Origin of the sequence: Streptomyces sp. NPDC005791 (assembly GCF_042871485.1) — a bacterium.
Taxonomy (GTDB): Bacteria; Actinomycetota; Actinomycetes; order Streptomycetales; family Streptomycetaceae; genus Streptomyces.
Genome location: NZ_JBIAIP010000005.1, coordinates 401,379 through 424,106 on the forward strand (window position 1 = coordinate 401,379; position 22,728 = coordinate 424,106).

General features: G+C 69.9%; 21 protein-coding genes and 3 pseudogenes. 12 read left to right on the forward strand and 12 right to left on the reverse strand.

What is annotated here, in order from left to right; all coding sequences use genetic code 11:
- Positions 1-17 precede the first annotated feature (17 nt).
- From ACFYSH_RS13265 to ACFYSH_RS13285, 5 genes and pseudogenes are all read right to left on the reverse strand, one after another.
- Positions 18-545 (reverse strand): hypothetical protein, encoded by a 528-nt coding sequence (locus tag ACFYSH_RS13265; protein WP_359477800.1) that lies wholly within the window; start codon positions 543-545, stop codon positions 18-20.
- Positions 546-999: 454 nt separating this feature from the next.
- Positions 1,000-1,179, reverse strand: coding sequence for a hypothetical protein (locus ACFYSH_RS13270; protein WP_359477857.1), 180 nt, complete (start codon positions 1,177-1,179; stop codon positions 1,000-1,002).
- Between the two features lie 202 nt (positions 1,180-1,381).
- Positions 1,382-1,627: a hypothetical protein gene (locus tag ACFYSH_RS13275; RefSeq protein WP_388752296.1), complete on the reverse strand. Its 246-nt coding sequence runs from the start codon at positions 1,625-1,627 to the stop codon at positions 1,382-1,384.
- Positions 1,597-2,160 (reverse strand): hypothetical protein, encoded by a 564-nt coding sequence (locus tag ACFYSH_RS13280; RefSeq protein ID WP_388752299.1) that lies wholly within the window; start codon positions 2,158-2,160, stop codon positions 1,597-1,599. Before ACFYSH_RS13280 ends, ACFYSH_RS13275 begins: the two co-directional genes overlap by 31 nt.
- A gap of 501 nt (positions 2,161-2,661) precedes the next feature.
- Positions 2,662-2,847 (reverse strand): annotated as a pseudogene (locus ACFYSH_RS13285) (hypothetical protein); the annotation flags it as partial.
- 105 nt (positions 2,848-2,952) lie between these two features.
- Between ACFYSH_RS13285 and ggt the strand changes: the two are divergent.
- The 6 genes and pseudogenes from ggt to hydA all read left to right on the forward strand — a co-directional run bounded on the left by ggt (position 2,953) and on the right by hydA (position 9,435).
- Positions 2,953-4,758, forward strand: a complete 1,806-nt coding sequence (ggt, locus tag ACFYSH_RS13290) for a gamma-glutamyltransferase (protein WP_388752302.1) — start codon at positions 2,953-2,955, stop codon at positions 4,756-4,758.
- Positions 4,759-4,847: 89 nt separating this feature from the next.
- Positions 4,848-5,201, forward strand: a pseudogene (locus tag ACFYSH_RS13295) (glycoside hydrolase family 75 protein); the annotation flags it as partial.
- A complete protein-coding gene (locus tag ACFYSH_RS13300) occupies positions 5,198-5,578 on the forward strand; it encodes a PPOX class F420-dependent oxidoreductase (protein ID WP_359477812.1) in 381 nt (126 codons plus the stop codon). The pseudogene ACFYSH_RS13295 and the gene ACFYSH_RS13300, both read left to right, overlap by 4 nt.
- Before the next feature lie 258 nt (positions 5,579-5,836).
- The gene (locus tag ACFYSH_RS13305; RefSeq protein ID WP_388752305.1) at positions 5,837-6,679 is read left to right on the forward strand and encodes a nitrilase-related carbon-nitrogen hydrolase; all 843 of its coding nucleotides are present in this window, start codon (positions 5,837-5,839) and stop codon (positions 6,677-6,679) included.
- Positions 6,676-7,959, forward strand: coding sequence for an aspartate aminotransferase family protein (locus tag ACFYSH_RS13310; RefSeq protein WP_359477818.1), 1,284 nt, complete (start codon positions 6,676-6,678; stop codon positions 7,957-7,959). The genes ACFYSH_RS13305 and ACFYSH_RS13310 overlap by 4 nt, the downstream gene beginning before the upstream one ends.
- 78 nt (positions 7,960-8,037) lie before the next feature.
- Positions 8,038-9,435 (forward strand): dihydropyrimidinase, encoded by a 1,398-nt coding sequence (gene hydA / locus ACFYSH_RS13315; protein WP_359477821.1) that lies wholly within the window; start codon positions 8,038-8,040, stop codon positions 9,433-9,435.
- 872 nt (positions 9,436-10,307) lie between these two features.
- Here the strand turns inward: hydA and ACFYSH_RS13320 are convergent.
- Positions 10,308-11,000 (reverse strand): SDR family oxidoreductase, encoded by a 693-nt coding sequence (locus tag ACFYSH_RS13320; protein ID WP_359477824.1) that lies wholly within the window; start codon positions 10,998-11,000, stop codon positions 10,308-10,310.
- Positions 11,001-11,115: 115 nt separating this feature from the next.
- Between ACFYSH_RS13320 and ACFYSH_RS13325 the strand changes: the two genes are divergently transcribed.
- Complete coding sequence (locus ACFYSH_RS13325; RefSeq protein WP_359477827.1) at positions 11,116-11,676, forward strand: TetR/AcrR family transcriptional regulator; 561 nt, start codon at positions 11,116-11,118, stop codon at positions 11,674-11,676.
- A 196-nt stretch (positions 11,677-11,872) separates the two neighbouring features.
- Here the strand turns inward: ACFYSH_RS13325 and ACFYSH_RS13330 are convergent.
- Positions 11,873-11,986: pseudogene (locus ACFYSH_RS13330) on the reverse strand (alpha/beta hydrolase); the annotation flags it as partial.
- Positions 11,987-12,000: 14 nt separating this feature from the next.
- Positions 12,001-12,831, reverse strand: coding sequence for an alpha/beta hydrolase (locus ACFYSH_RS13335; RefSeq protein WP_359477830.1), 831 nt, complete (start codon positions 12,829-12,831; stop codon positions 12,001-12,003).
- Between the two features lie 377 nt (positions 12,832-13,208).
- Here ACFYSH_RS13335 and ACFYSH_RS13340 point away from each other — a divergent pair, with 377 nt between their 5' ends.
- On the forward strand, positions 13,209-14,210 hold the full coding sequence (locus ACFYSH_RS13340; RefSeq protein WP_359477833.1) for a TIGR03842 family LLM class F420-dependent oxidoreductase: 1,002 nt from the start codon (positions 13,209-13,211) through the stop codon (positions 14,208-14,210).
- Between the two features lie 18 nt (positions 14,211-14,228).
- Here the strand turns inward: ACFYSH_RS13340 and ACFYSH_RS13345 are convergent, their stop codons facing one another.
- Complete coding sequence (locus tag ACFYSH_RS13345; protein WP_359477836.1) at positions 14,229-14,495, reverse strand: helix-turn-helix transcriptional regulator; 267 nt, start codon at positions 14,493-14,495, stop codon at positions 14,229-14,231.
- Positions 14,496-14,596: 101 nt separating this feature from the next.
- Between ACFYSH_RS13345 and map the strand changes: the two genes are divergently transcribed.
- On the forward strand, positions 14,597-15,373 hold the full coding sequence (gene map, locus ACFYSH_RS13350) for a type I methionyl aminopeptidase (RefSeq protein ID WP_359477839.1): 777 nt from the start codon (positions 14,597-14,599) through the stop codon (positions 15,371-15,373).
- 61 nt (positions 15,374-15,434) lie between these two features.
- On the opposite strand, the gene ACFYSH_RS13355 is transcribed toward map, so the two are convergent.
- Positions 15,435-16,886, reverse strand: coding sequence for an amino acid permease (locus ACFYSH_RS13355; RefSeq protein WP_359477842.1), 1,452 nt, complete (start codon positions 16,884-16,886; stop codon positions 15,435-15,437).
- 253 nt (positions 16,887-17,139) lie between these two features.
- Complete coding sequence (locus tag ACFYSH_RS13360; protein WP_359477845.1) at positions 17,140-18,045, reverse strand: NAD-dependent protein deacetylase; 906 nt, start codon at positions 18,043-18,045, stop codon at positions 17,140-17,142.
- Between the two features lie 111 nt (positions 18,046-18,156).
- Between ACFYSH_RS13360 and ACFYSH_RS13365 the strand changes: the two genes are divergently transcribed.
- Positions 18,157-19,527: an erythromycin esterase family protein gene (locus ACFYSH_RS13365; protein ID WP_359477848.1), complete on the forward strand. Its 1,371-nt coding sequence runs from the start codon at positions 18,157-18,159 to the stop codon at positions 19,525-19,527.
- A 30-nt stretch (positions 19,528-19,557) separates the two neighbouring features.
- Here ACFYSH_RS13365 and ACFYSH_RS13370 read toward each other — a convergent pair whose 3' ends face one another.
- Positions 19,558-20,319, reverse strand: a complete 762-nt coding sequence (locus ACFYSH_RS13370; protein WP_359477851.1) for a hypothetical protein — start codon at positions 20,317-20,319, stop codon at positions 19,558-19,560.
- A gap of 355 nt (positions 20,320-20,674) precedes the next feature.
- Between ACFYSH_RS13370 and ACFYSH_RS13375 the strand changes: the two genes are divergently transcribed.
- Both ACFYSH_RS13375 and ACFYSH_RS13380 read left to right on the forward strand, forming a co-directional pair.
- Positions 20,675-21,034: a hypothetical protein gene (locus ACFYSH_RS13375; RefSeq protein WP_359478558.1), complete on the forward strand. Its 360-nt coding sequence runs from the start codon at positions 20,675-20,677 to the stop codon at positions 21,032-21,034.
- Positions 21,035-21,208: 174 nt separating this feature from the next.
- Entirely contained in the window at positions 21,209-22,699 is a 1,491-nt protein-coding gene (locus ACFYSH_RS13380) for an amidase (protein WP_359478555.1), read from the forward strand.
- The last annotated feature ends 29 nt before the right edge of the window (positions 22,700-22,728 follow it).

A 22,728-nucleotide genomic window follows, 5' to 3' on the forward strand; every position in this document is an offset into this window, starting at 1 on the left:
GGCGCCCGGGGGTGCGGTCACGCGCACAGCACGCGGGTCTCGGGCGTGTGGACCGGGCCGCCGCTGAGGCTGCTGCTGTCGCTGAACTCGGCGTAGAAGTAGGAGTAGAAGCCGATGTTGCCGTTGCAACCGGAGTCGGCGGCGACCTGCAGGGTCAGGGTGACGGTGCGGCTCTGGCCGGGCGGGACGGTGGTGCCGTAGTTGCCGCCGAGGTTCGCCGGACCGGTACCGGAACACGGGACGGCGCCGGCGTCCGTGCCAAGGGTGCAGCCGGTGAAGCTGTACGTGAGGTCGGGGCGCTGGGTGGTCAGCCAGGTCGGGTCGATGGTCTGGTAGACGAACCAGATGTCGTACGTGTGGTTGTTCTTGATCGTCATCGACAGGTTCACCGTACCGCCGGGTGTGGTGGTGGCGGCATCGGTGCTGAACGACAGCTCGGCCGGCGCCGGGTCGGCGGCGCTCGCGGACGGCGCCAGGCCGAAGAGGGCGAAGGCGATGGCGATGATCGTGGCGAGACCGAAGCGTCTCGTGCGAGTGAATCTCATGGCCCGGGAGATTAGGCACGGTCCCCGCGCACCGTCTGTACCTGGAGACGCGCCGCGCACACGGCGCGGCTGAAAGTGGTCGGAAGGTGAAGGTCGTGTGGAGGGGTCTTCACGTGATGTGAGAGGGACTGTTCCCGCACGACAACGCCTTGATGTGGCGTGGGTACGGAGCGTGGCCGTGTGCTGCCCAGGCGAAAGATGCGCGTCGGGGCCAATGGCGTGTTCCGGGCGGCACCCGCCGACGCCGCGGTCCCGGCCGCCCGTGCCGGCCTCCGGGAGCACGCCTGTGGGCCGGCTCGGCGCGCGCGGAGTGCGGTGGCCACCATGGGGAGGAGCGGCACAGGGCGCTCGCCACGTCCGGTGGTTCGACCGGCGGGACGTCAGCCACGGCAGGACTGTTGGACCCGCCGCCCAGCCGCCCAGCCCAGCCGCCCGGCGCCGCGGTGTTTCGCGCTCAGCGAGTTGCCCGGTGCGAGGTGCGGGGCGCCGAGGGCAGCGGAGCCTGCGCCGTCTGGGTCACGTCGCCGACCAGCTCGACCACATCGGGTCCTGACGCCTGGGAGTTGACCACCTTCAGCAGCAGCACGAAGGAGCCGCCGCGGTACTTGCGCTGCAGCTTCTCGTAGGTGCGCATGCAAGGGGATGCCGTGGGCTGTGAGTGCCGGGCGCGGGGAACGGTTGTTCTCCGGGCCAGGTGCCGGGGAAGAGGTAACTGCCCGGAATGCTGGCGTTCCATCTGCGGTTGGGCTGTTCGGTGACGAGCCGGTTCATGAGGGTTGCGGGGGCCCGGCGGCCCCCTGGGCTGCGCCGGAGCTCCACGCCTTGGTGAGTGGCTCTCACAGGGTTCGCCAGCGGCGAACGGATTGGTCGTGGATGGTCAGCCAGGTGCCGTCGCCGAGGGCCAGCGGGTCGAGGCAGGTCGTGCCGGGGTCGATCTCCACCCCGTTGCCCGGGCCGGGGGCGCTGCCTCCCGCGGAGTTCAGCTGGAGCCCCTCCTTGCCCGCCTGTGCGGTCTGCCCGGTGTCGTAGCCGTCCTGTACACCGGCGACATTCAGCGCGGTCTGGATTGCGAGATCGGCCACGATGTTCTCGATAGCGGCAACTGCCGGTTCGGGTCAGAGTGGTGACGATCTCCTCGACGGCCGTCTCGGCCATCTCCTTGAGGATCCGCTTGAACGCGATCCGGGTAGCCGCGATCTTGCCACCGGCGAGCAGAGTGGACAGGCCGGCCGTTACGGGAGCGAACGCGAGACTGATTCCGATCGTCGCGCAGAGTTCGGCCAGTTCGGCCACCGCGGGCGATCTTTCGGGCGACGATGATGTCCGCTACCCGATCGAGCGCGCCGGCGACGAGTCGTCCTGCCTTGGCTAGATCCTTGTGCTTGCCCTGGACCTTCGACCAGTGCCGATCCAGCGCGGTCAACGACTCGCTCTGCCCGGTCGCCAGGAGCTTCTGGATGTGCTGGTACGCAGCGTAGGCGTCGTCGTCCGCGTCATCCGCGAACTCCCGCAAGGCGTCAGCCATGTCGCGGTACGCGTCCTCGTCGACATTCGGCCAGCCGACTCCGATGACATCGAGCATCGTGTCGACGCCCTCAGGAATGGTGTATCCCACGACGCAAAGCCCCCGTTTTGCACCAAGACGATTCAGCGAACAGCAAGATCAACCAGCATGCCACGTGGTGGGCGCGGGCTCCCAGGGCGTTCCCAGCCATCACCGACCACGCGAACCCCCGTGCGTACCGCATATGCCCTTGCTCGCGAGCCGCGCCCAGGTCTCAGCCGGTGGCGCGGGTGTGAGGCCCGGGGTGTGGCCACTGCCTTATGAGCGGCTGAGCGGCTGAGCGGCGGACAGAAGTCCTTGCTCTACATCTCGGTCGTACTTGCATGGCAGTCCCTCGCTCTCCGAGGCCTCAACGGCGAGGAGACCTCTGTCGACGCCGACCGTCTGCGCCCGCCTGTGCACACCGTCATCGCGCTCGAAGAGCCCGAGAACAGTCTGGCGCCGCAGTATCTTGCTCGAATGCTCCGTGACCTACGCGACGCGTGCGCAATTGGCGACGTGCAGTCCCTCATCGCCACGCATGCGCCGGCGCTCCTGCGTCGCGTCGATCCCGGCCCCGTCACCGCCGGCGTCGCGGTTGACGACGAGCAGGCATTCGGAATTGCCCGGCAGCCCGAAGAAGGCCTGCTTGCGGCGGAGTTTGCGCCGCCAGAGGTACGTACGTGCGAGCCAGCCGAGGGCGGCGCTGATTCCGGCGGCTATGAGGCCGAGCGCGATGTTGCGTACGTCGTCATTCATGAGCGGGCATCGTAGCGGTCCGTTCGGACGTGCGGCCGAGGCGATCCTGACGATACGGGTGTCGTGGCGTTACCCTGCGCGGACGATCCTTCACAGGAGGTACGGATGCGTCATTCCGTCGGCCGGAATGTGTCGTTCCCACTCGTGATCGCCGTCATCGGCTCGCTCGGCGCCGCGGCTCCCGCCGCCTCGGCGCCACCCGTACCGCCTCCCAAGTCACCGGTGGCGGTGGGCTACGGGGGAGCTGTGTCGAGCGTCGACCCGGACGCCTCGGCCGCCGGTGTCGAGGTACTCCGCAAGGGAGGCAACGCCGTTGACGCGGCCGTCGCCACCGCCGCGGCCCTGGGGGTCACCGAGCCCTACTCGGCGGGCATCGGAGGTGGCGGGTACTTCGTCCACTACGACGCCAGGACGGGGCGCGTCCAGACCGTGGACGGCCGCGAGACCGCGCCCCGCAGTGCGGACTCCTCGCTCTTCCTGGAGAACGGACAGCCGATTCCCTTCAACGACGCGGTCACCAGCGGACTCGGGGTCGGTACCCCCGGTACGCCCGCGACCTGGGAGAAGGCGCTCGAAGCCTGGGGCAGCAAGCCGCTCGGGCAGTTGCTCCGGCCGGCCGAGCGGCTGGCCCGTGAGGGATTCGTCGTGGACGAGACCTTCCGCTCCCAGACCGCGGCCAACCAGGCGCGCTTCGCCGACTTCCCGGCGTCCGCCGAACTCTTCCTTCCCGGCGGAGAACCGCCCGTCACCGGCTCGGTGTTCAAGAACCCCGACCTGGCCCGTACGTACAGGACACTGGGCCGCGAGGGCGTCGACGAGCTGTACCGGGGCGAACTGGCCCGGGACATCGTGTCGACGGTGCGGAAGCCTCCCGTGGACCCGGCGGCGACACGTGCGGTGCGCCCGGGAGACCTGACGACCGGTGACCTGAAGGCGTACCGCGCCCTGCGCCAGGCCCCGACCAGGACCGCCTACCGGGGCCTCGACGTCTACGGCATCGCGCCGTCCTCCTCGGGCGGTACGAGTGTGGCCGAAGCCCTCAACATCCTCGAGTCCACCGATCTTTCGAAGGCGAGCGAGTCACGGTATCTGCACCGCCTCATCGAGGCGAGCCGTATCGCCTTCGCCGATCGGGGCCGCTGGGTCGGAGACCCGGCGTTCGAGGACGTGCCGACGCGGGAACTGCTCAGCCAGCGCTTCGCCGACTCGCGCGAGTGCCTCATCAAGGACGACGCGGTCCTCACCAGCCCGCTCGCCCCGGGTGACCCGCGCGACCCCGCCCGCTGCGCCGGCGGAGGCGAGGCAGCCCCCACGACGTACGAAGGTGAGAACACCACGCATCTCACCACCGCCGACAAGTGGGGCAACGTCGTCGCGTACACCCTCACGATCGAGTCGACGGGCGGCAGCGGCATCACCGTGCCGGGGCGGGGCTTCCTGCTCAACAACGAACTGACCGACTTCTCGTTCGCCCCGGCGAACCCGGCGGTGCACGATCCGAACCTGCCCGGTCCGTCCAAGCGTCCGCGCTCCTCGATCTCGCCGACCATCGTGCTGGAGCACGGGAAGCCCGTGGTGGCCCTGGGGTCGCCGGGCGGTGCCACGATCATCACCACCGTCCTGCAGTCGCTGACCGGACACCTGGACCGGGGGCTGCCGTTGGTCGACGCGATCGCCGCGCCGCGCGCCAGCCAGCGCAACTCGGCCACGACCGAGATCGAGCCGGGCCTCTGGAACAGCCCGGTGCGCGCGGAGCTCGAAGCGCTCGGACACGTGTTCAAGGCGAATCCGGAGATCGGGGCCGCCACGGGGATCCAGCGCCTCCCCGGCGGACGCTGGCTCGCGGCCGCCGAAAAGGTGCGGCGAGGTGGCGGCTCGGCCATGGTGGTGCATCCGAGCGGCCGTTCGTGACCGATCGGCAGCAGCAGGGCTCTCGGGGCCGATACGGCGCGCTCAGCCGCGTCCTGCCGGCCCCGAGGCCATGACGAGGCCGGGGCCGTCCCGGCACGCTCTGGAACTACACCGAATCCGGGATCAGCGGCGGCGGTGTGGCCGCCGTCGTTCACCGAGGCAGGGTGCAGTACGCCGTCGTGGGCGACACCGGACCCGCCGGGATCATCGGGGAGGCCTCGTACGCCACGGCCGAGGCCCTCGGTATCGACCCGGACCCGATGAGCGGCGGAACCGCGTCCGGCGTCACCTACATCCTGTTCGAGAACTCCAAGGCGTCGCCGATCGAGGACCACCGGGCCGCAGTCACCGCCGGCCGGGCGCTGGCCCGTGCGTTCGTCGAGGGGGCCGATGACCTGATCGGCTCCGCTCGCCGCGCAGGCCGAGTAGGGTCGCGCCCGTGACTCTCCAGGACTTCGCACGCAGTGAGTACGTCAGCCTGACCACGTACCGGAAGGACGGCACTCCCGTCGCCACGCCCGTCTGGGCCGCGGCGGAGGGTGGCGTGCTGTACGTCTGGACCCGCTCGGACTCCTGGAAGGTCAAGCGGCTGCGTCACGACGACCGGGTCCTCGTCACCGTCTGCGACGTCCGCGGCCGGATCGCCGAGGGCGCACCGAGCGCCGAGGGGACGGCCCGGCTGCTCGACCGTGCCGGGACCGCGTCGGTGCGCAAGGTGCTCGCCCGCAAGTACACCTGGAAGTTCTGGCTCGTGGACTGGCCCGCCACGGTCGTGCGGCTCGGTAAGCGGCCCCACACCGGGATCGCCGTCACCTTCTGACGGGGCGCACAGACCTGGGCCGCGGCCGCGCACCGGCCGCGCCGTGCCCGTGAAACGTGCGTCGGCCTCCCGTACTTCGTCTGCGGTCCGAGAGCCGCAGGTGTGGACCGCTCGGGTGTGAAACATGATCGACTGCGCCGGTTCACTGCGATGGTCTTGCCCCGTCGTATGACGGGGCTTACGTTCTCCTCCTATGCACCGTGTCTACGGGCGTAGAGATTACAGAGGCTCTCTGACGTCGCGTCGAAGGAGCAGCTCATGTCCCACGTCGTACGCGCCGCACTCGTCCAGGCGACCTGGACCGGCGACACCGAATCCATGATCGCCAAGCATGAGGAACACGCGCGCGAAGCCGCCCGCCAGGGCGCGGAGATCATCGGCTTCCAGGAGGTGTTCAACGCCCCCTACTTCTGCCAGGTGCAGGAGCCCGAGCACTACCGCTGGGCCGAACCCGTCCCGGACGGGCCGACGGTCCGGCGCATGAAGGACCTGGCCCGCGAGACCGGCATGGTGATCGTCGTGCCGGTCTTCGAGGTTGAACAGTCCGGCTTCTACTACAACACCGCGGCAGTGATCGACGCCGACGGCTCGTACCTCGGCAAGTACCGCAAGCACCACATCCCGCAGGTCAGGGGATTCTGGGAGAAGTACTACTTCAAGCCCGGCAACGTCGGCTGGCCGGTCTTCGACACCGCCGTCGGCAAGGTCGGCGTCTACATCTGCTACGACCGGCACTTCCCCGAGGGCTGGCGCCAACTCGGACTCAACGGCGCGCAGTTGGTGTACAACCCGTCCGCCACCTCGCGAGGGCTCTCCGGCTATCTGTGGCACCTGGAACAGCCGGCGTCCGCAGTCGCCAACGAGTACTTCATCGCAGCGATCAACCGTGTCGGCCAGGAGGAGTACGGCGACAACGACTTCTACGGCACGAGCTACTTCGTCGATCCGCGGGGACAGTTCGTAGGTGATGTCGCGGGCGACAAGGAGGAGGAACTGCTCGTGCGCGACCTGGACTTCGGCCTGATCGACCAGGTCCGGCAGCAGTGGGCGTTCTACCGGGACCGCAGGCCGGACGCGTACGACGGGCTGGTGGAGCCGTGACCGGACTGTACGAACGGCACCTGGCCGTCAGCCCCGAATGGCTGGCGCTCTACTACCGCCACCCCCTGGAACTCACCCACGGCGAGGGCCGTCATGTCTGGGACGCGGACGGCAACCGCTACCTCGACTTCTTCGGCGGCATCCTCACCACGATGACCGCGCACGCCCTGCCCGAGGTGACCAAGGCGGTCTCCGAACAGGCCGGCCGGATCGTCCACTCCTCGACCCTCTACCTGAACCGTCCGATGGTCGAACTCGCCGAGCGGGTCGCCGCGCTGTCCGGGATCCCCGACGCCCGGGTCTTCTTCACCACCTCGGGAACCGAGGCCAACGACACCGCCCTGCTGCTCGCCACCGCCCACCGCGGCTCCAACCAGATCCTGGCGATGCGCAACAGCTACCACGGCAGGTCGTTCTCGGCGGTGTCCATCACCGGCAACAAGGCCTGGTCGACCACCGGCCTGTCGCCGCTGCAGACGCTGTACGTCCATGGCGGCGTCCGCGGCCGGGGGCCGTACGCGGAGCTGAGCGACGAGCGGTTCATCAAGGCCTGTGTGGCCGATCTGGAGGACCTGCTCGGGCACACCAGGGGTGTCGCCGCACTGATCGCCGAACCCGTGCAGGGAGTCGGCGGGTTCACCGCGCCTCCCGACGGGCTGTACGCGGCCTTCCGCGAGGTCCTCGACCGGCACGGCATCCTGTGGATCTCCGACGAGGTGCAGACCGGCTGGGGGCGTACGGGTGACCACTTCTGGGGCTGGCAGGCGCACGCTTCGAGCGGGCCCCCGGACGTCCTCACCTTCGCCAAGGGCATCGGCAACGGCATGTCCATCGGCGGAGTGGTGGCCCGCGCCGAGGTGATGAACTGCCTGGACGCCAACTCCATCTCGACGTTCGGCGGATCTCCGGTCACCATGGCGGCCGGGCTCGCGAACCTGTCGTATCTGCTGGAACACGACCTCCAGGGCAACGCCCGGCGGGTCGGCGGCCTGCTCATCGAGCGGCTCCGGGCTGTCGGCACGGGCTCGCCGGCCGTACGGGAGGTGCGGGGCAGAGGACTCATGATCGGCATCGAGCTGGTGAAGCCCGGCACCGACGAGGCCGACCCGGAGGCCGCGTCGGCCGTACTCGAGGCGGCCCGCGCGGGCGGACTGCTCATCGGGAAGGGCGGCGGCCACAACACCAGCGTCCTGCGGATCGCGCCGCCCCTGTCACTCACCGTCGCCGAGGCCGAGGAGGGCGCTGAGATCCTCGGCGAGGCCCTGCACGCCGCCGGGTGAGGCCCCTGGGCGGTGGGGGAGAGCGGAAGCGTCTTCATCGGTGAGCAGAAACGGCATCGCCACAGCGAGGAGGGGTACATGAGCCGCACCGTCATCCACGGTGGTCTCGTCATCACCGCGTCGGACGAGATCCACGCCGACGTACTCATCGAGGGGGGACGCGTCGCCGCCCTCGCCGCCCAGGGCACCGACGTCGGGGCGGGCTGGAGCGCCGACCGGAGGATCGACGCCACCGGAAAGTACGTCATCCCGGGCGGGGTGGACGGCCACACCCATATGGAGATGCCGTTCGGCGGCACGATGTCCAGCGACACCTTCGAGACGGGCACGCGGGCGGCCGCCTGGGGCGGCACCACCACGATCGTCGACTTCGCCATTCAGTCGAAGGGGGGCTCGCTCCGCGAAGGGCTCGACAAGTGGCACGAGAAGGCCGACGGCACCTGCGCCGTCGACTACGGATTCCACATGATCATGTCCGACGTGAATGACTCGTCCCTCAAGCAGATGGACAGGCTGATCGAGGCCGGCGTGACCTCGTTCAAGCTCTTCACGGCGTATCCAGGGGTGTTCTATTCCGATGATGGCCAGATTCTCCGGGCCATGCAGCGAGCGGGCACGAACGGCGGCCTGGTCATGATGCACGCGGAGAACGGCATCGCCATCGATGTCCTCGTGGAGCAGGCCCTCGCGCGAGGCGAACGCGACCCGCGACATCACGGCGAGGTCCGCAAGGCTCTCCTGGAAGCCGAAGCGACGCACCGCGTCATTCGGCTGAGTCAGGTCGCTGGTTCTCCGGTCTACGTCGTTCACGTCTCAGCTCAGGAGGCCCTGGCGGAATTGACTCGGGCCCGCGACGAGGGTCTGCCCGTGTTCGGCGAGACGTGCCCGCAGTACCTCTTCCTGTCCACCGACAACCTTGCCGAGCCGGACTTCGAGGGAGCCAAGTACGTCTGTTCGACGCCCCTGCGGCCGGAGGAACACCAGGCGGCACTGTGGCGGGGGCTGCGGACCAACGACCTGCAAGTCGTGTCCACGGACCACTGCCCGTTCTGCTTCAAGGGTCAGAAAGACATGGGTATCGGCGACTTCTCGAAGATTCCCAACGGCATGCCCGGTGTGGAGCACCGGATGGATCTGCTGCATCAGGCTGTGGTGGACGGGCATATCGCGCGCCGTCGCTGGATCGAGATCGCGTGTGCCGCTCCCGCACGCATGTTCGGCCTCTACCCGAGGAAGGGGACGATCGCGCCGGGTGCGGACGCGGACATCGTCGTGTATGACCCGCACGCCGAGCAGGTGCTGTCCGCCGGCACGCATCACATGAACGTCGACTACTCGGCGTACGAGGGCAAGCGGATCACCGGGCGGGTCGAGACGGTCCTGTCGCGAGGCGTCCCGGTCATCGAAGGTGGCACGTACGTGGGGCGTGCGGGGCATGGGGCTTACGTGCCACGAGGGCTGTGCCAGTACCTGTGAGCGGAGGGCGTGCCCGGCCCGTCTCATGGGGTCGCCGACCGGTGGATCCGCGCGGAGGACTTCACGATGCCGCTCCGGTAGGTACCCCTCGACCGCCGCGGTGTACGTGGCCGGAGGGGCGGACAGGGGTATCACCCGGGCGCGTGAGCGTTGCGGTGAACGTGGGCGAACACGCAGTACAGCTACGGCCAAGTGGCGCCTGTGCCATCGGTCCTGCTCGGCTGTCGCGGCTGACGGCCGTGCCGGCGAGATCGTTGCCCGGAACGAGCGGGAGACGGTAGGGCAGGAACGCCTTGAAGTCCCGTTGCGGAATCTGAGGTCCAGTGGGTTGACGCCAGGCGCGTGGATCTCGACCAGGACGTCGTCGGCACCTACCTGGGGGCGGGCACTTCGGCGGCGCGCATCCCGGCTCGGCCACCGTACTTCTCGACCATGAAGGCCTTCATCGTCGTCTCCGTTCCGTTCCCGGCCGTGAGAGGGCGGGGTGTCCGCTCGTCCCGGCCTCTCCCGGTTCGGAACAGTGTGTGTTGTCTGTTGTTGGTACGGCGCGGGCGCACCGCGTCCTCAGCAGCGTTCACCGCTCAGGCCACCGGCACGACCGGGGCGGTGACGCGGTCGGCCGCGCCTCCCTGGAGGCGGTCCAGGGAGGCGGCGATCCCCTCGTGGGGTGCGCCGAGCGGTACCGCGCTGACCTAGGCCAGGCGGTTGTACTGCTCGTCGGTCAGCCGGTGCCGAAGTTCGCGGTTCCGAGCGCGTACTCGGACACGCGAAGTCCGGTCCGGTGTCCGAAGGTCGTGTAAGGCATCAGGTGTCCTTACAGAAGGGGTGAGGGGAGGAGCCGGGGGGTGGGCTGTGAGGGAGGCGCGAGAGATTCAGGCCGCTTTCGGCTGCGGCGTGGCGGCCAGGCTCTGCTTGACCTGCTGGGTGAACTCGTCGGCGACGATCTCGGGTAGGCCCGTCTCGACGCCGTTGAGGGCCTGGGCTGCGACGTCCGCGGCTGCGGTCTTCTGATCGGCGGGGACGCCGGCGGCCATGTCGGTATCCATGTAACCGACGTGCAGCGCCGAGACGGCGATGCCGCGAGGCGCCAGTTCGTCGCGGGTGGCACCGGTCAGCGCCCAGGCAGCCGCCTTGGACGCGGCGTAGGAGCCGAGTCCCGCCGGGTGCACCCAGGACAGGACGGACAGGACGTTGAGTACGGCGCCGCCGCCGTTGCCCTCGATGACGGGGGCGAAGGCCCGCGTCGCGGCGAGCGGGCCGAAGAAGTTGGTCTCCATCTCCCGGCGCACCTCATCCACGTCGCCTCCGATCAGGGTCGCGCCGGTGGAGATGCCCGCGTTGTTGATCAGGAGCGTCGCGTCGGACGCCGCGCGGGCGGCCTCCCGTATCGACGCCTCGTCCGTGACGTCCAGCCGCAGCGGGATGACGCCTGGCACGTCGACCGTCTCGGGGCGTCGGGCTGCGCCGTACACCTTCGCGCCGCGCTCGACCAGCTGGGCGGCCAAATGCCGTCCGAAGCCCCGGTTGGCGCCGGTGACAACCGCAACCGCGTTCTTCAATTCCATGACTGCTCCCGGTCCTGGCAGGCGCCGTCGGCCACCCGCGACAAATTAGATTATGTAGCCAATCTATACGCTGGTCTATGATAGATGCCAGTCGACATCCAAACGGGAGGTGGTCATGGGCCGCGTATCGCAGGCGCAGGCGGAGGACAATCGCAGGCGGGTGGTGGACACCGCATCCCGGCTGTTCCGGGAGCAGGGCACGCAGGTCAGCGTCGCCGACCTGATGAAGGCGGCCGGTCTGACCCACGGCGCCTTCTACAAGCAGTTCGACTCGAAGGAGGCGCTCGTCGACGAGGCCACCGCCCACGCCTTCGCCGAGCTCGCCCGGCGCCACGCTGCCGGGATCGAGCAGTGCGACGGGCAGCGCGACGTCGCCCAGCAGGCGCTGATCGACACCTACCTCTCCGTCGAGCATCGCGACGACCCGGCGGACGGCTGCCCGGTCGCCGCACTCGCCACCGACATCGCCCGCGAGGGCGGGGGGCGCGAGGCCCGTCGCGTCTACGCGGAGGGGGTGGCCGGCTTCGCCGACTTCCTCGCCACCGACGACCAGGACGGCATCGTCCGCCTCTGCACCCTGTTCGGTGCGCTGGTCCTGTCCCGGGCCACCAAGGGCTCCCCGCTCTCCGGGGAGATCCTCGCCGCCGCGCACGCAGCTCTGACGGAAGCGGGCTGATCAAGGGGGCGGTGCGGGTGTACGTCGACCGCACTCGTGGCGGACGAGGCGTCCGTGGCCGTGCGGACGCGTCATCGGCCTCGAACGCGCCCGACGCCTTGCCCCGAGTGGCTCACCTGCCACCTCGACGAGACCTCGGCGTCGGCGTTCGGCGGCCAAGGTCCGACTGACGTACGACTACGAGGACGCATGGTCCGGCTGCCGGTGCGAAGGCCGTGATGGCGTCCACGAGGTGGGCCGGAGCTTCCAGCGGGACCAGATGGCCGGTGTGCGGGATCACCATGAAGTCGGCTTGGGGCGAGAGGTGCGGCCGTGCTCGCGCTTCTACTCCCGCACGAACGCCAGGAGGTCCGGGTTGAGGACGTCAGGGTGCGTCGACAGCATCCCGTGAGGGTAACCCTCGTAGCTCTTCAGCCTGCCGTTCGGCAACAGCTTCACCGACAAGGGACCCGCGTCCTCATAGGGCACGATCTGGTCGTCGGTGCCGTGGGCGACCAGGACCGGTACCTCGATCGTCTTGAGGTCCTCGGTGAAGTCGGTCTCCGAGAAGGCCTTGATGCACTCGTAGTGGGCGTTGGCCGCACCTCGCATGCCCTGCCTCCACCAGTTGTCGATCAGCCCCTGCGACACCTCGGCGCCCGGACGGTTGAATCCGTAGAACGGACCGGACGGCACCTCGATGTAGAACTGTGCGCGATTCGCGGCGAGGGAGGCACGGAATCCGTCGAAGACCTCGATCGGCAGGCCGCCCGGGTTCGACGCGGACTTCACCATGACCGGTGCCACCGCACTGACGAGTACGGCCTTCACCACCCGCCCGGGCCGGGCGCGGGCGACGTACCGGGCGACTTCGCCGCCGCCGGTGGAGTGGCCGATGTGCACGGCTTCCCGCAGGTCGAGCGCCTCCGCCAACGCCGCCACGTCGGCGGCGTAGGTGTCCATGTCGTGCCCGCTCGCGCTCTGGGAGGAGCGCCCGTGACCTCGCCGGTCGTGGGCGATCACGCGATGGCCCGCAGCGAGGAAGAAGAGCATCTGGGTATCCCAGTCGTCGGCGCTGAGCGGCCAACCGTGATGGAACACGATCGGCTGGGCGTCACGCGGGCCCCAGTCCTTGTAGTAGATGTCGGTGCCGTCCGTCATGGTGACCGTGCCCATGGGCGATCCTTCCGCTCGAAGCGCTGGTGCGGTGAGACGTGCCGGACTTCGTCGGCCTCACGGGAGCAGGAATGTGCCGTCGCGGTGAAATGCGACCAAACGCCATAAACGATACCTCCGTGTGGCATACCGCTCATTTCTTAGCAGGGATCCTCTCTCCTCGAAGACTGTTCCCGCGACGGCGGACGCGGCCTGGTCATGGGTCAGGCGGCCCGAGGACCCGCCGCGCACGCTCCGTGCTCGGAGAGGCCGCGCGCGTAGACTGCCTCTTCCCAAAGCCGGGGAAGCGGTCCAGGATTGTCCCCCCGTGACTCGCGATGTCCGCCCGCCTTCTGCCCACGCGCCATGTGTCAGTACTTCGATCAGGAGCATCTGTCATGGATTTCGGACTCGTCCTCCAGACCGATCCGCCCGCCTCGGCCGTCGTCGGACTCATGCGCCGTGCGGAACGTAACGGGTTCCGCTACGGCTGGACCTTCGACTCGGCCGTGCTGTGGCAGGAGCCCTTCGTCATCTACAGCCGGATCCTGGAGCACACCGAACGGCTGATCGTCGGGCCCATGGTGACGAACCCCGGGACGCGCACCTGGGAGGTCACCGCCTCCACGTTCGCCACCCTCAACGAGATGTACGGCAACCGCACCGTCTGCGGCATCGGGCGCGGCGACTCGGCGATGCGCGTGGCCGGCCGCAGGCCGAACACGCTGGCCAGGCTTGGTGAGGCGATCGAGGTGATCCGGGACCTCGCCGAGGGGCGCGAGGCAACCGTCGACGGACAACCGGTCCGGATCCCTTGGGTGAAGAGCGGTCGCCTGCCCGTCTGGATGGGCGCGTACGGGCCCAGGGCCCTCGCGCTGGCCGGGGAGAAGGCCGACGGCTTCATTCTCCAGCTGGCCGATCCCTATCTCACCGAATGGATGATCAAGGCGGTCCGCGACGCGGCCGCGGCCGCGGGCCGCGACCCGGACTCCGTCACCGTCTGCGTCGCCGCGCCCGCCTACGTGAGCGAGGACCTGGACCACGCCCGCGAGCAGTGCCGCTGGTTCGGCGGAATGGTCGGCAACCACGTGGCCGACCTCGTCTCCCGGTACGGGGAGCACTCCGGGATCGTGCCCGAGGCCCTCACGCAGTACATCGCCGGACGCTCCGGATACGACTACAGCCATCACGGCCGCACCGGCAACCCGGACACCGCCTTCGTCCCGGACGAGATCGTGGACCGCTTCTGCCTGCTGGGACCGGCCGAGGCCCACATCGAAAAGCTCCGGGTCCTGCGTGACCTGGGCGTCGACCAGTTCGCCGTCTACGACATGCACGACGCGCGTGAGGCGACCATCGACGCCTACGGTTCGACGGTCATCCCCGCACTGTCCGCCTGAGCCCTCGGACGAGCGGCCTCAGGAGGCCCTGCTCAGAGCGGGATCATTGCGCCAGACGACGGCGAGTTCGGACAGCGGTACGCCGAGTGCCTCGCTGAGCCGGACGACGGTGCCGAACGCGGGCGTCGGCAGCCGGCCGGTCTCGATCTTGCGGAGGGTCTCCGGCGAGATCTCTGCCGCCAGGGCCACTTCGACGAGGCCGCGTCCGGCCCGGGCGCAGCGCAACGCCGCTCCGAGACGTCGGCCCGCCTCGATCTGTTCGGGGGCGAGCGGATGACGAACCATGCGCACATGCTAGAGCGGCAGGCGTTCCAGCGGCAACCACTCCACCCTCCGACCCCTGGTATAAATATACCTGTCAGTGGCCCGGAGGATCGAGGAACGCAGTGATTGAGCACAAGACCCCCCAAGACATCGAGCGCATGCACATCACTGGACAGTTCGTCGGCCAGGTGCTGGCCGAGCTCGCCGACCTGGCCGCCGTCGGGGTCGACCTGCTGGACCTGGAACAGCACGCTCGTCGCCGGATCAAGGAGCGCGGCGCGGAGTCCTGCTACTGGGACTACGAGCCCTCGTTCGGCAAGGGCCCGTTCCGTAACGTGGTGTGCCTCTCGGTCAACGACGCCGTGCTGCACGGGCTGCCGCACAGCTACAAGCTGCGCGACGGGGACCTGCTGACCATGGACATGGCGGTGGTCATCGATGGCTGGGCGGCGGACTCGGCCCACTCCGTCGTCGTCGGCACCCCGGCCGAGGAGGACCTGCGGCTGATCGAGGCCACCGAGGTCGCCCTCGAAGCCGCGATCGAGGTCGCCCAGCCGGGCAACAGGCTCGGGGACATCTCGGCAGCCATCGGCAAGGTCGCCGCCGAGTACGGCTACCCGGTCAACCTGGAGTTCGGCGGTCACGGTATCGGCCGCACGATGCACGAGGACCTGCACATCCCCAACGACGGTCGTCCCGGCCGCGGCTGGAAGCTGCGCCCCGGCCTGACCATCGCGATCGAGCCCTGGTTCGCCGCCGGTACCGACAAGATCGTCTACGACCCGGACGGCTGGACGATCCGTTCGGCCGACGGCTCGCGCACCGCCCATTCCGAGCACACGGTGGCCATCACCGAAACCGGCCCGCTCGTGCTCACCCGTCGCCCCGGAAGCAACTGAGGGCCCGTGAGGGGACGGCCCGGCGCCGCCGTCCCCCTCGGGCCTCGCGGCCGTCGCAGCCCTACTCGGCCCGCGCCATCTCCCGCACCCGGCCGCGCACCACGAACCAGCCGCCGACCAGCGCCGCCGCGATCAACGGCAGGCACGTCACGGTGGTCCGGCCGACGCCTCCGCCCCACCACATCAGGAACGCCACCCCGACGAGGAACAGCAGGGTGACGATCTGGGTGTACGGGGCCCAGGGCAGTCGGTAGGCGGGCCTGGTGACCCGGCCGTTCTCCGAGCGGTGCCAGAACACCAGGGAACAGAGCATGATCATGCCCCACGTCCCGAGGATGCCGATCGACGCGAAGTTCAGCACGATCTCGAACGCCTGGCCGGGAACCACGTAGTTCAGCCCGACTCCCAGCACCCCGAAACCCGCGGTCAGCAGAATGCCGCCGTAGGGAACCTGTCCCTTGTTCATCAGGCCGGTGAAACGAGGTGCGGAACCTGACAGCGCCATGGAGCGCAGGATGCGGCCTGTGGAGTAGAGACCGGAGTTCAGACTGGACAGGGCGGCGGTGAGCACCACCAGATTCATCACGCCGGCCGCGCCCGGTACACCGAGCTTGTCCATGACGGTGACGAACGGGCTCTGGTCACCGGAGTAGGCGGTGTAGGGCAGCAGCAGTGCGAGCAGCACGACCGAGCCGACGTAGAACAGCCCGACCCGCCACATGATCGAGTTGATCGCACGAGGCATGATCTTCTCGGGGTTCTCGGTCTCGCCGGCGGCGACGCCGCACAGCTCCACGGACGCGTAGGCGAAGACGACGCCCTGGATCACGAGCAGCATCGGAAGGGTGCCGACGGGGAATACTCCGGTGTCCGAGACGGTGGACAGACCGGGGGTGTGGCCGTCCACCGGATGCTGGGTGACGACGAGGAAGATGCCGATCAGCATGAAGGCGACCAGGGCCGCCACCTTGATGATCGCGAACCAGAACTCCATCTCGCCGAAGTACTTCACCGAGATCAGGTTGGCCGTGAGGACCACGGCAAGGGCGACCAACGCGAGGATCCACTGGGGGACGTCGCTGAACATGCCCCAGAAGTGGGCGTACGTCGCCGCCGCGGTGATGTCCGCGATCGCTGTCGTCGACCAGTTGAGGAAGTACAGCCAGCCGGCCGCGAAGGCGCCCTTCTCACCCATGAACTCACGGGCGTAGGAGACGAAGGCGCCGGACGACGGGCGGTAGAGGATCAGCTCACCCAGCGCGCGTACGACGAAGAACGCGAAGACACCGCAGACGGCGTAGGCGATGGCGAGCGAGGGCCCGGCGTCGGCGAGGCGTCCGCCCGCACCCAGGAAGAGCCCGGTGCCGATCGCTCCGCCGATGGCGATCATGTTGATGTGCCGGGACTTGAGGTCCTTGCTGTAACCGGCGTCGCCGGCGTCCACGTGGGGAGAGCGCGCCGCCGGAGCTCCGGCGGCGCGCTGATCGGCTGCTGTGATGCTGCCGTCACTCATGGAGGGGGGTCGCCTTTGGTGAGGGGAAGATGGTCGGTCCCGGCCGGAGCCCGTGGGGAGGGAGTGCCCGGCGCTAGCCTGAGGCACTTGGTCAGGAATCCTGTGATTCTGGCAGTGCGCTCCACCTGGGGGAAACAAACCTGAGGTATTTCAGAGGTTTCGGCGCAGTAAGGCAGGCGAGCTCGCGCCTACGGAGGAGCGAGGGCGAACACGGTCCTGGAGGCGGCCCCTCACCGGGCCCGACCGGACCGGCTCACACGGGCCCGTCCGCCTCGCCGTCGAGGGGGACACGGAGGCGTGCGGTCACCGCGGTGAGGGCCGTCCCCAGCGGCAGTGCGACGCGGGTGACGGCGTGCCGGTCGCCCCGGGTCGGGTCCCGGTTGACGATCAGTACCGGCTTTCCGGCCTCGGCCGCCTGGCGGACGAACCGGAGCCCGGACATGACGGTCAGGGAGGAGCCCAGGACCAGCAGCGAGGACGCCTCACGGACCAGTTCGCGGCAACGCTCGACCCGCCGCGGGGGCACGGCCTCGCCGAAGAACACCACGTCCGGTTTGAGGACGCCGCCGCAGACCGTGCAGGACACCACATGGAAGTCCCCGACCTGGTCGTCGGTGAGGTCCGCGTCACCGTCCGGGTTCATCGCGGCGGCCACCGGCTCGAAGCCCGCGTTGGCCTCCTCCAGCCGCCGGGCCAGTTCGCGGCGGGGGCTGAAGTCGCCGCAGGACAGGCAGACCACCCGGTCCAGGCCCCCGTGGAGTTCCACGACGCTCTCGCTGCCCGCGGCCTGGTGCAGACCATCGACGTTCTGGGTGATCACACCCGACAGCAGGCCGTGCCGGCCGAACGCGGCCACGGCCCGGTGCCCGGCGTTGGGGCGGGCACGGCCGAAGGTACGCCAGCCGAGGTGGCTGCGCGCCCAGTAACGGCGCCGGGCCTGGGCACTGCCGGTGAAGTCCTGGTAGGTCATCGGGGTGTGCCGGCTCAGGCTCCCGCCCTCGCCGCGGTAGTCGGGGATGCCCGACTCCGTGGAGATACCCGCACCGCTGAGCACCAGCACACCGCCGGCGCTCAGAGCGTCGGCGACCGGCTCCGGATCCGTGGTGCCCGGTGGCAGGTCCTCGGCGGGGGTCCAGCTCAGGGTGGGGCGCATGCGCATGCACCCCAGCGTACGGAAGGGGCTCCGACGTGGCGGCCCTGTGGATATCCCCCGCACGCCACTGCGGGCAGCAGGCTGTCCGGCACCGTGACCCACCCGCAGTCTTGATCCATGACCGTATTGCACAGATCACATCGTTCGCTCCGGCTACCGTTGCTGCTGCTGGTCCTGACGCTCGCGGTCAGCGCGCTGACGGCCGCAGCCCGGCCGGCGCACGCGACGACCACCGCATATCCGGTGCGCGACCTGGCCCGGGTCGCGGAGAAGCTGCGCTCCACGGAGCCCGGCGCACCCGACAGCGACCTGCGCCCGCTCGGCCGCATGATCGGCTCGGCGAAGATCGTCGGGTTGGGGGAGGCGACGCACAGCTCCCGGCAGTTCTTCACGATGAAGCACCGCGTGTTCCAGTACCTCGTCGAGGAGGAGGGCTTCACCACTTTCGCGCTGGAGGCGCCCTGGTCCACCGGCCTGGTCCTCAACGAGTACGTGGTGCACGGCAAGGGTGACCCGGAGAAGATCATGCGAAGGGAGTTCCAGAGTTCGTACCGGATCTGGAACAACCGCGAGTACCTCGGACTGCTGCAGTGGATGCGCGCGTACAACGTCCGCCATCCCGACCGCCCCGTGCAGTTCATGGGCGAGGACAACGGCTACGCGGGGCCTGAGCTCTTCGACCGGGTCACGGACTACGTGTCCGCGCATCTCCCGGAGCTGCTGCCGGAATTCCGCCGCCTCTACCAGGGGTTCCGGCCGACGAAGAGCGTGGAGGAGACCGTCAACGAGAACATGAGCAGGCCCATCGCCGAGCGCGAGCGGACGGCCGCGCTCGTGGGGCGCGCCTACGAGCTGCTCCGGGAGCGGGGGCCGGGCGGGGACCGGCAGGCGTACGACTGGGCCCTCCAGCACGCCAGGGCCATCTCCCAGACCGGCACCCTGTACGCGTACTACGACTTCTCCGACCCGGCGAAGATCGCCCAGGCCATGCTCCACCGCGATCAGGTCATGGCGGAGAACACCGTCTGGTGGCAGCGGCACACCGGCCATCGCATGCTGCTGTCGGCCCACAACGGCCATGTCTCCTACGAGTCCGACAATCCCGAGCAGTACCCGAAGACGCAGGGTGAGTTCCTGCGTCAGGCGGTCGGGGCCGAGTACATGAACATCGGCTACACCTTCGGGCAGGGCTCGTTCAACGCGATGGACCTGACGGACCCGGAGGAGCCCTACCGCCGCTTCTCCGTGGAGCCGCTGGGCGCGGGCAGCAACGAGGAGGTGCTGGAGCGAGTCGTGCGCCGGGACTACTACGTCGATCTGCGGACCGTGCCGGAACCGACGCGGGACTGGCTGGCGGCGGAGCGGCTGACCCGCTCCGTCGGGAACGCCTGGCCGGAGGATCCGTACCAGACCTCGCTCGGGCGCCAGTTCGACGTGCTGATACACCTCCACCGCGTCACGGCCGCGGATCTCCTGCCGACGGCCTGACCACGGCCGGACCCTGCCGGGCCCGGGGCGTCAGGACTGCGCCGGAGCCCGGCCGAGCAGGGCGCTGACGTCCACCGTCTCGTCCGCGGGCGGCGTGGCCGTGGGCACCGGCTCGTCGAAGCCGGAGAAGTCCACGGCGGCGTCCGCCCCGTCGCCCCGCACGGTGATCCGCACCGGGTGGTGTGCGCCCTCGGTGTCCACGTAAGCCGTCAGCCGCTGACCGTGGAGCGTCCTGGTGACCGGGACGGCCCGTACGCCGTCGACCGTCGTCACCTGGCCCTTGGTGAACGCCCCGGCGGCCGTGCCGGCATTGTCGGAGAGCAGTTCGCGGAAGGTGTCCAGATCGCACGCCTCCACGACGGGCCGCAGCCTGGAGTCCTCGGCCGGCCCCCTCATGTACCGCCCGGCGAGGACTGCCTCGAAGGCCGCGCCGCCGAACGGGACCTGGTTCTTCCAGAACTCCGCGTCCGGCTTCACCCAGACCGAGCCGCCCCGTTTGACGATCTCGACCGAACCGTTTCCCTCGCCCAGGTCGATGCCGCCCACGCAGTTGCCGTTCCGGTCCAGACTGAGATCGACCGTCATCGGGGAACGGCCCTCCCCGAAGTCGCCCCGTGCCCGCAGATGCAGGGACCGGACGTCCAGCAGGGCGTCTCGGGAGCGATCGGCGATCTGCTCGGCGGGGAGCGACTCGATGTCGTCGTCCGCCTGCGCCGTGGTGCCGCCGGTGACGGCGAGCACGACCACTGTCGCGCAGGCAGCGGCTCGTACGGCGATGCGCTGTTCCGTCACCGCGCCTCCTCGGAAACATCCCTGGTCAGGCCCTAGGGCGTGTTTCGAAAGTAGCGCCGTCCGCCCGAAGGGCGGGCCTGGCGGCGTCTGGTGCGTGCGATCGCAAGGCGGAGGGTCGCCCCGATACTGGATGTATCGGGGTGATCCCGACAACGCGGCGAGCGTGCGTGCCAGGCGTCGCCAGGCAGGCGGGACTTTCGAAACACGCCCTAGTGGCGAGCGTACGCCCGCGCACGGTCGCACGCGCGGCGGGCCTGGTGCACGGAGGGTGAGGTCAGGCGCTGTTTTTGGTTACGGAGGGTGGGGGAGGGCTGCCCCGAAGGGCACCGGAACCTGACCGGAACCAAGGGGAGACATGAAGAAGATGCTCAAGGGGAACGCCGTCCGCCAGCTGGTCCGAAGCGCCGCCGTCACGGGCCTGACCCTGGCACTCGCCGTGCCGGCCACCGCCGCGGTCGCCGCCGCACCCGCCGCGGCCATTCCGCCGGGGCTGTCCTGCGACACCGGTAAGCACGCGATCGACGACTACACAGGGTTCGCGCTCTGCAGGAACAACGGATCGGCCACGCAGACGTTCCGGGTGCACCTCGTCTGCGGCTGGTCCCCCGATGTGGACGGTGAGCACGTCACGCTGAGGCCGGGCGAGTCAGGGCAGTCGACCGCCCACTGCGCGGGCCTCGGCTCGGGGATCGGCGAGATCCACGTGCGGCCGTAGCACCCCGCTGTCGGAACCCCGTCCCGCTCCTCCGGGAGGGGTGACGGGGTTGCGAACCGCGTGCGGCGTGCTTGAGCGGGCCCTGCCGTCTCGTTACTCTCCGGCAGACCCGCTCGGGCGACCCAGGGCGGACCCAGGGGCCGGTGCTCCGGCGGACGCGAGGAGGCGGTGGTGATGTCCTCAGCAGAACCCACGGAGCGGACCGGACCGATCGGGCCGGCGGAACCGCCCGTACGGCCCGGACTCGTGGACTGCGTCCGGGACCTGGCCGAAGGCCGGACGACCTCGTCCGCACTGGTCGCCGCCGCGCTCGCGCGCATCGAGGCGAGCAGGTCCACCCTCAACGCCTTCCGTCAGCTGCGCACGGAAGCCGCGCTCGCCGAGGCCGCCGAGGCCGACCGGCGGCTCGCGGCGGGGGAGCGGTTGCCGCTGCTCGGGGTGCCGGTCGCCGTCAAGGACGACACCGACGTCGCCGGTCTGCCCACCTACTTCGGCTGCGACGGCGCACTGCCGCCCGCCGTCGCGGACAGCGAAGCCGTCCGCAGGCTCCGTGCCGCCGGAGCGGTGATCGTCGGCAAGACCAACTCCTGTGAGCTGGGGCAGTGGGCCTTCACCGAGGGGCCCGCCTTCGGTGTCACCCGCAACCCCTGGAGCCCCGCGCACACGCCCGGCGGTTCCTCCGGCGGCTCCGCGGCGGCCGTCGCCGCCGGGCTCGTCCCGGCCGCACTGGGTTCGGACGGCGCGGGGTCCATCCGTATCCCCGCCGCCTGGACCCACCTCGTCGGCATCAAACCGCAGCGCGGCCGGATCTCCGTGCACCCCCGGAGCGACGCCTTCCAAGGCCTCACGGTCAACGGCCCCCTCGCCCGTACCGTCGCGGACGCCGCCCTCCTCCTGGACGCCGCGGCGGGACCGCACCCCCGTGACCCGCACAGGCCGCCCGCCGTCGACGCGTCCGCCGCGGCCCGCCGCGACCCGGGCCGGCTGCGCATCGGCCTGTCCCTGCGGCCCCCGCTCACCCTCACCCGTAACGCGCCCCACCCGGAGGTCCTGAGCGCCGTCACCACGCTCGCCGAAGTCCTCGCCCGGCTGGGCCACCACGTCGAGGAGGCCCGCCCCCGCTACGGGCTGATCGGCCTCTCCTTCGTCCCCCGGGCCACCGCCGGCATCGCCGAGCTCGCCGCCCTGCACCCCGAACCCGGGCTCCTGGACCCGCGCACCCGCAGTGCCCTGCGCACCGGGACCCGCCTCGGAGGCCGTGTCGTCCGGGCGGCCCGCGCGCGGGAGGTGCGTCAGCACGCCAGGATCGGCGCCTTCTTCGACACGGCCGGCGGCCGGGACGGATACGACGTGCTGCTCACCCCGACCACGGCCTCCCCGCCGCCGAGGGCCGGCGCCTTCGACCACCTCAGCGCCTGGCGCACCGACCTCGCGATGACCTCGGCCTGCCCCTACGCCTGGCCGTGGAACGTCCTCGGCTGGCCCGGGATCAGCGTCCCGGCGGGCTTCACCCGCGACGGCCTGCCCCTGGGCGCCCAGCTCCTCGGCCCCTCCCGCAGCGAGGTCCGGCTCATCTCGCTCGCCGCCCAGCTGGAAGCCGACCGCCGCTGGTACGAACACCGGCCGCCGGCCCCGGGGGCGCAGCGCCCCGCCGAACAGGAGTGACCCGTTCCGCCGGAAAGGGCGCGGGCCAC

Bases quoted from the DNA above. Each gene is read 5' to 3' on its own strand.
- ACFYSH_RS13265 (WP_359477800.1), bottom strand. From the start codon at position 545: ATGAGATTCACTCGCACGAGACGCTTCGGTCTCGCCACGATCATCGCC.
- ACFYSH_RS13270 (WP_359477857.1), bottom strand. From the start codon at position 1,179: ATGCGCACCTACGAGAAGCTGCAGCGCAAGTACCGCGGCGGCTCCTTC.
- ggt (WP_388752302.1), top strand. From the start codon at position 2,953: ATGCGTCATTCCGTCGGCCGGAATGTGTCGTTCCCACTCGTGATCGCC.
- ACFYSH_RS13305 (WP_388752305.1), top strand. From the start codon at position 5,837: ATGTCCCACGTCGTACGCGCCGCACTCGTCCAGGCGACCTGGACCGGC.
- hydA (WP_359477821.1), top strand. From the start codon at position 8,038: ATGAGCCGCACCGTCATCCACGGTGGTCTCGTCATCACCGCGTCGGAC.
- ACFYSH_RS13320 (WP_359477824.1), bottom strand. From the start codon at position 11,000: ATGGAATTGAAGAACGCGGTTGCGGTTGTCACCGGCGCCAACCGGGGC.
- ACFYSH_RS13325 (WP_359477827.1), top strand. From the start codon at position 11,116: ATGGGCCGCGTATCGCAGGCGCAGGCGGAGGACAATCGCAGGCGGGTG.
- ACFYSH_RS13335 (WP_359477830.1), bottom strand. From the start codon at position 12,831: ATGGGCACGGTCACCATGACGGACGGCACCGACATCTACTACAAGGAC.
- ACFYSH_RS13340 (WP_359477833.1), top strand. From the start codon at position 13,209: ATGGATTTCGGACTCGTCCTCCAGACCGATCCGCCCGCCTCGGCCGTC.
- ACFYSH_RS13345 (WP_359477836.1), bottom strand. From the start codon at position 14,495: ATGGTTCGTCATCCGCTCGCCCCCGAACAGATCGAGGCGGGCCGACGT.
- ACFYSH_RS13355 (WP_359477842.1), bottom strand. From the start codon at position 16,886: ATGAGTGACGGCAGCATCACAGCAGCCGATCAGCGCGCCGCCGGAGCT.
- ACFYSH_RS13360 (WP_359477845.1), bottom strand. From the start codon at position 18,045: ATGCGCATGCGCCCCACCCTGAGCTGGACCCCCGCCGAGGACCTGCCA.
- ACFYSH_RS13365 (WP_359477848.1), top strand. From the start codon at position 18,157: ATGACCGTATTGCACAGATCACATCGTTCGCTCCGGCTACCGTTGCTG.
- ACFYSH_RS13375 (WP_359478558.1), top strand. From the start codon at position 20,675: ATGAAGAAGATGCTCAAGGGGAACGCCGTCCGCCAGCTGGTCCGAAGC.
- ACFYSH_RS13380 (WP_359478555.1), top strand. From the start codon at position 21,209: ATGTCCTCAGCAGAACCCACGGAGCGGACCGGACCGATCGGGCCGGCG.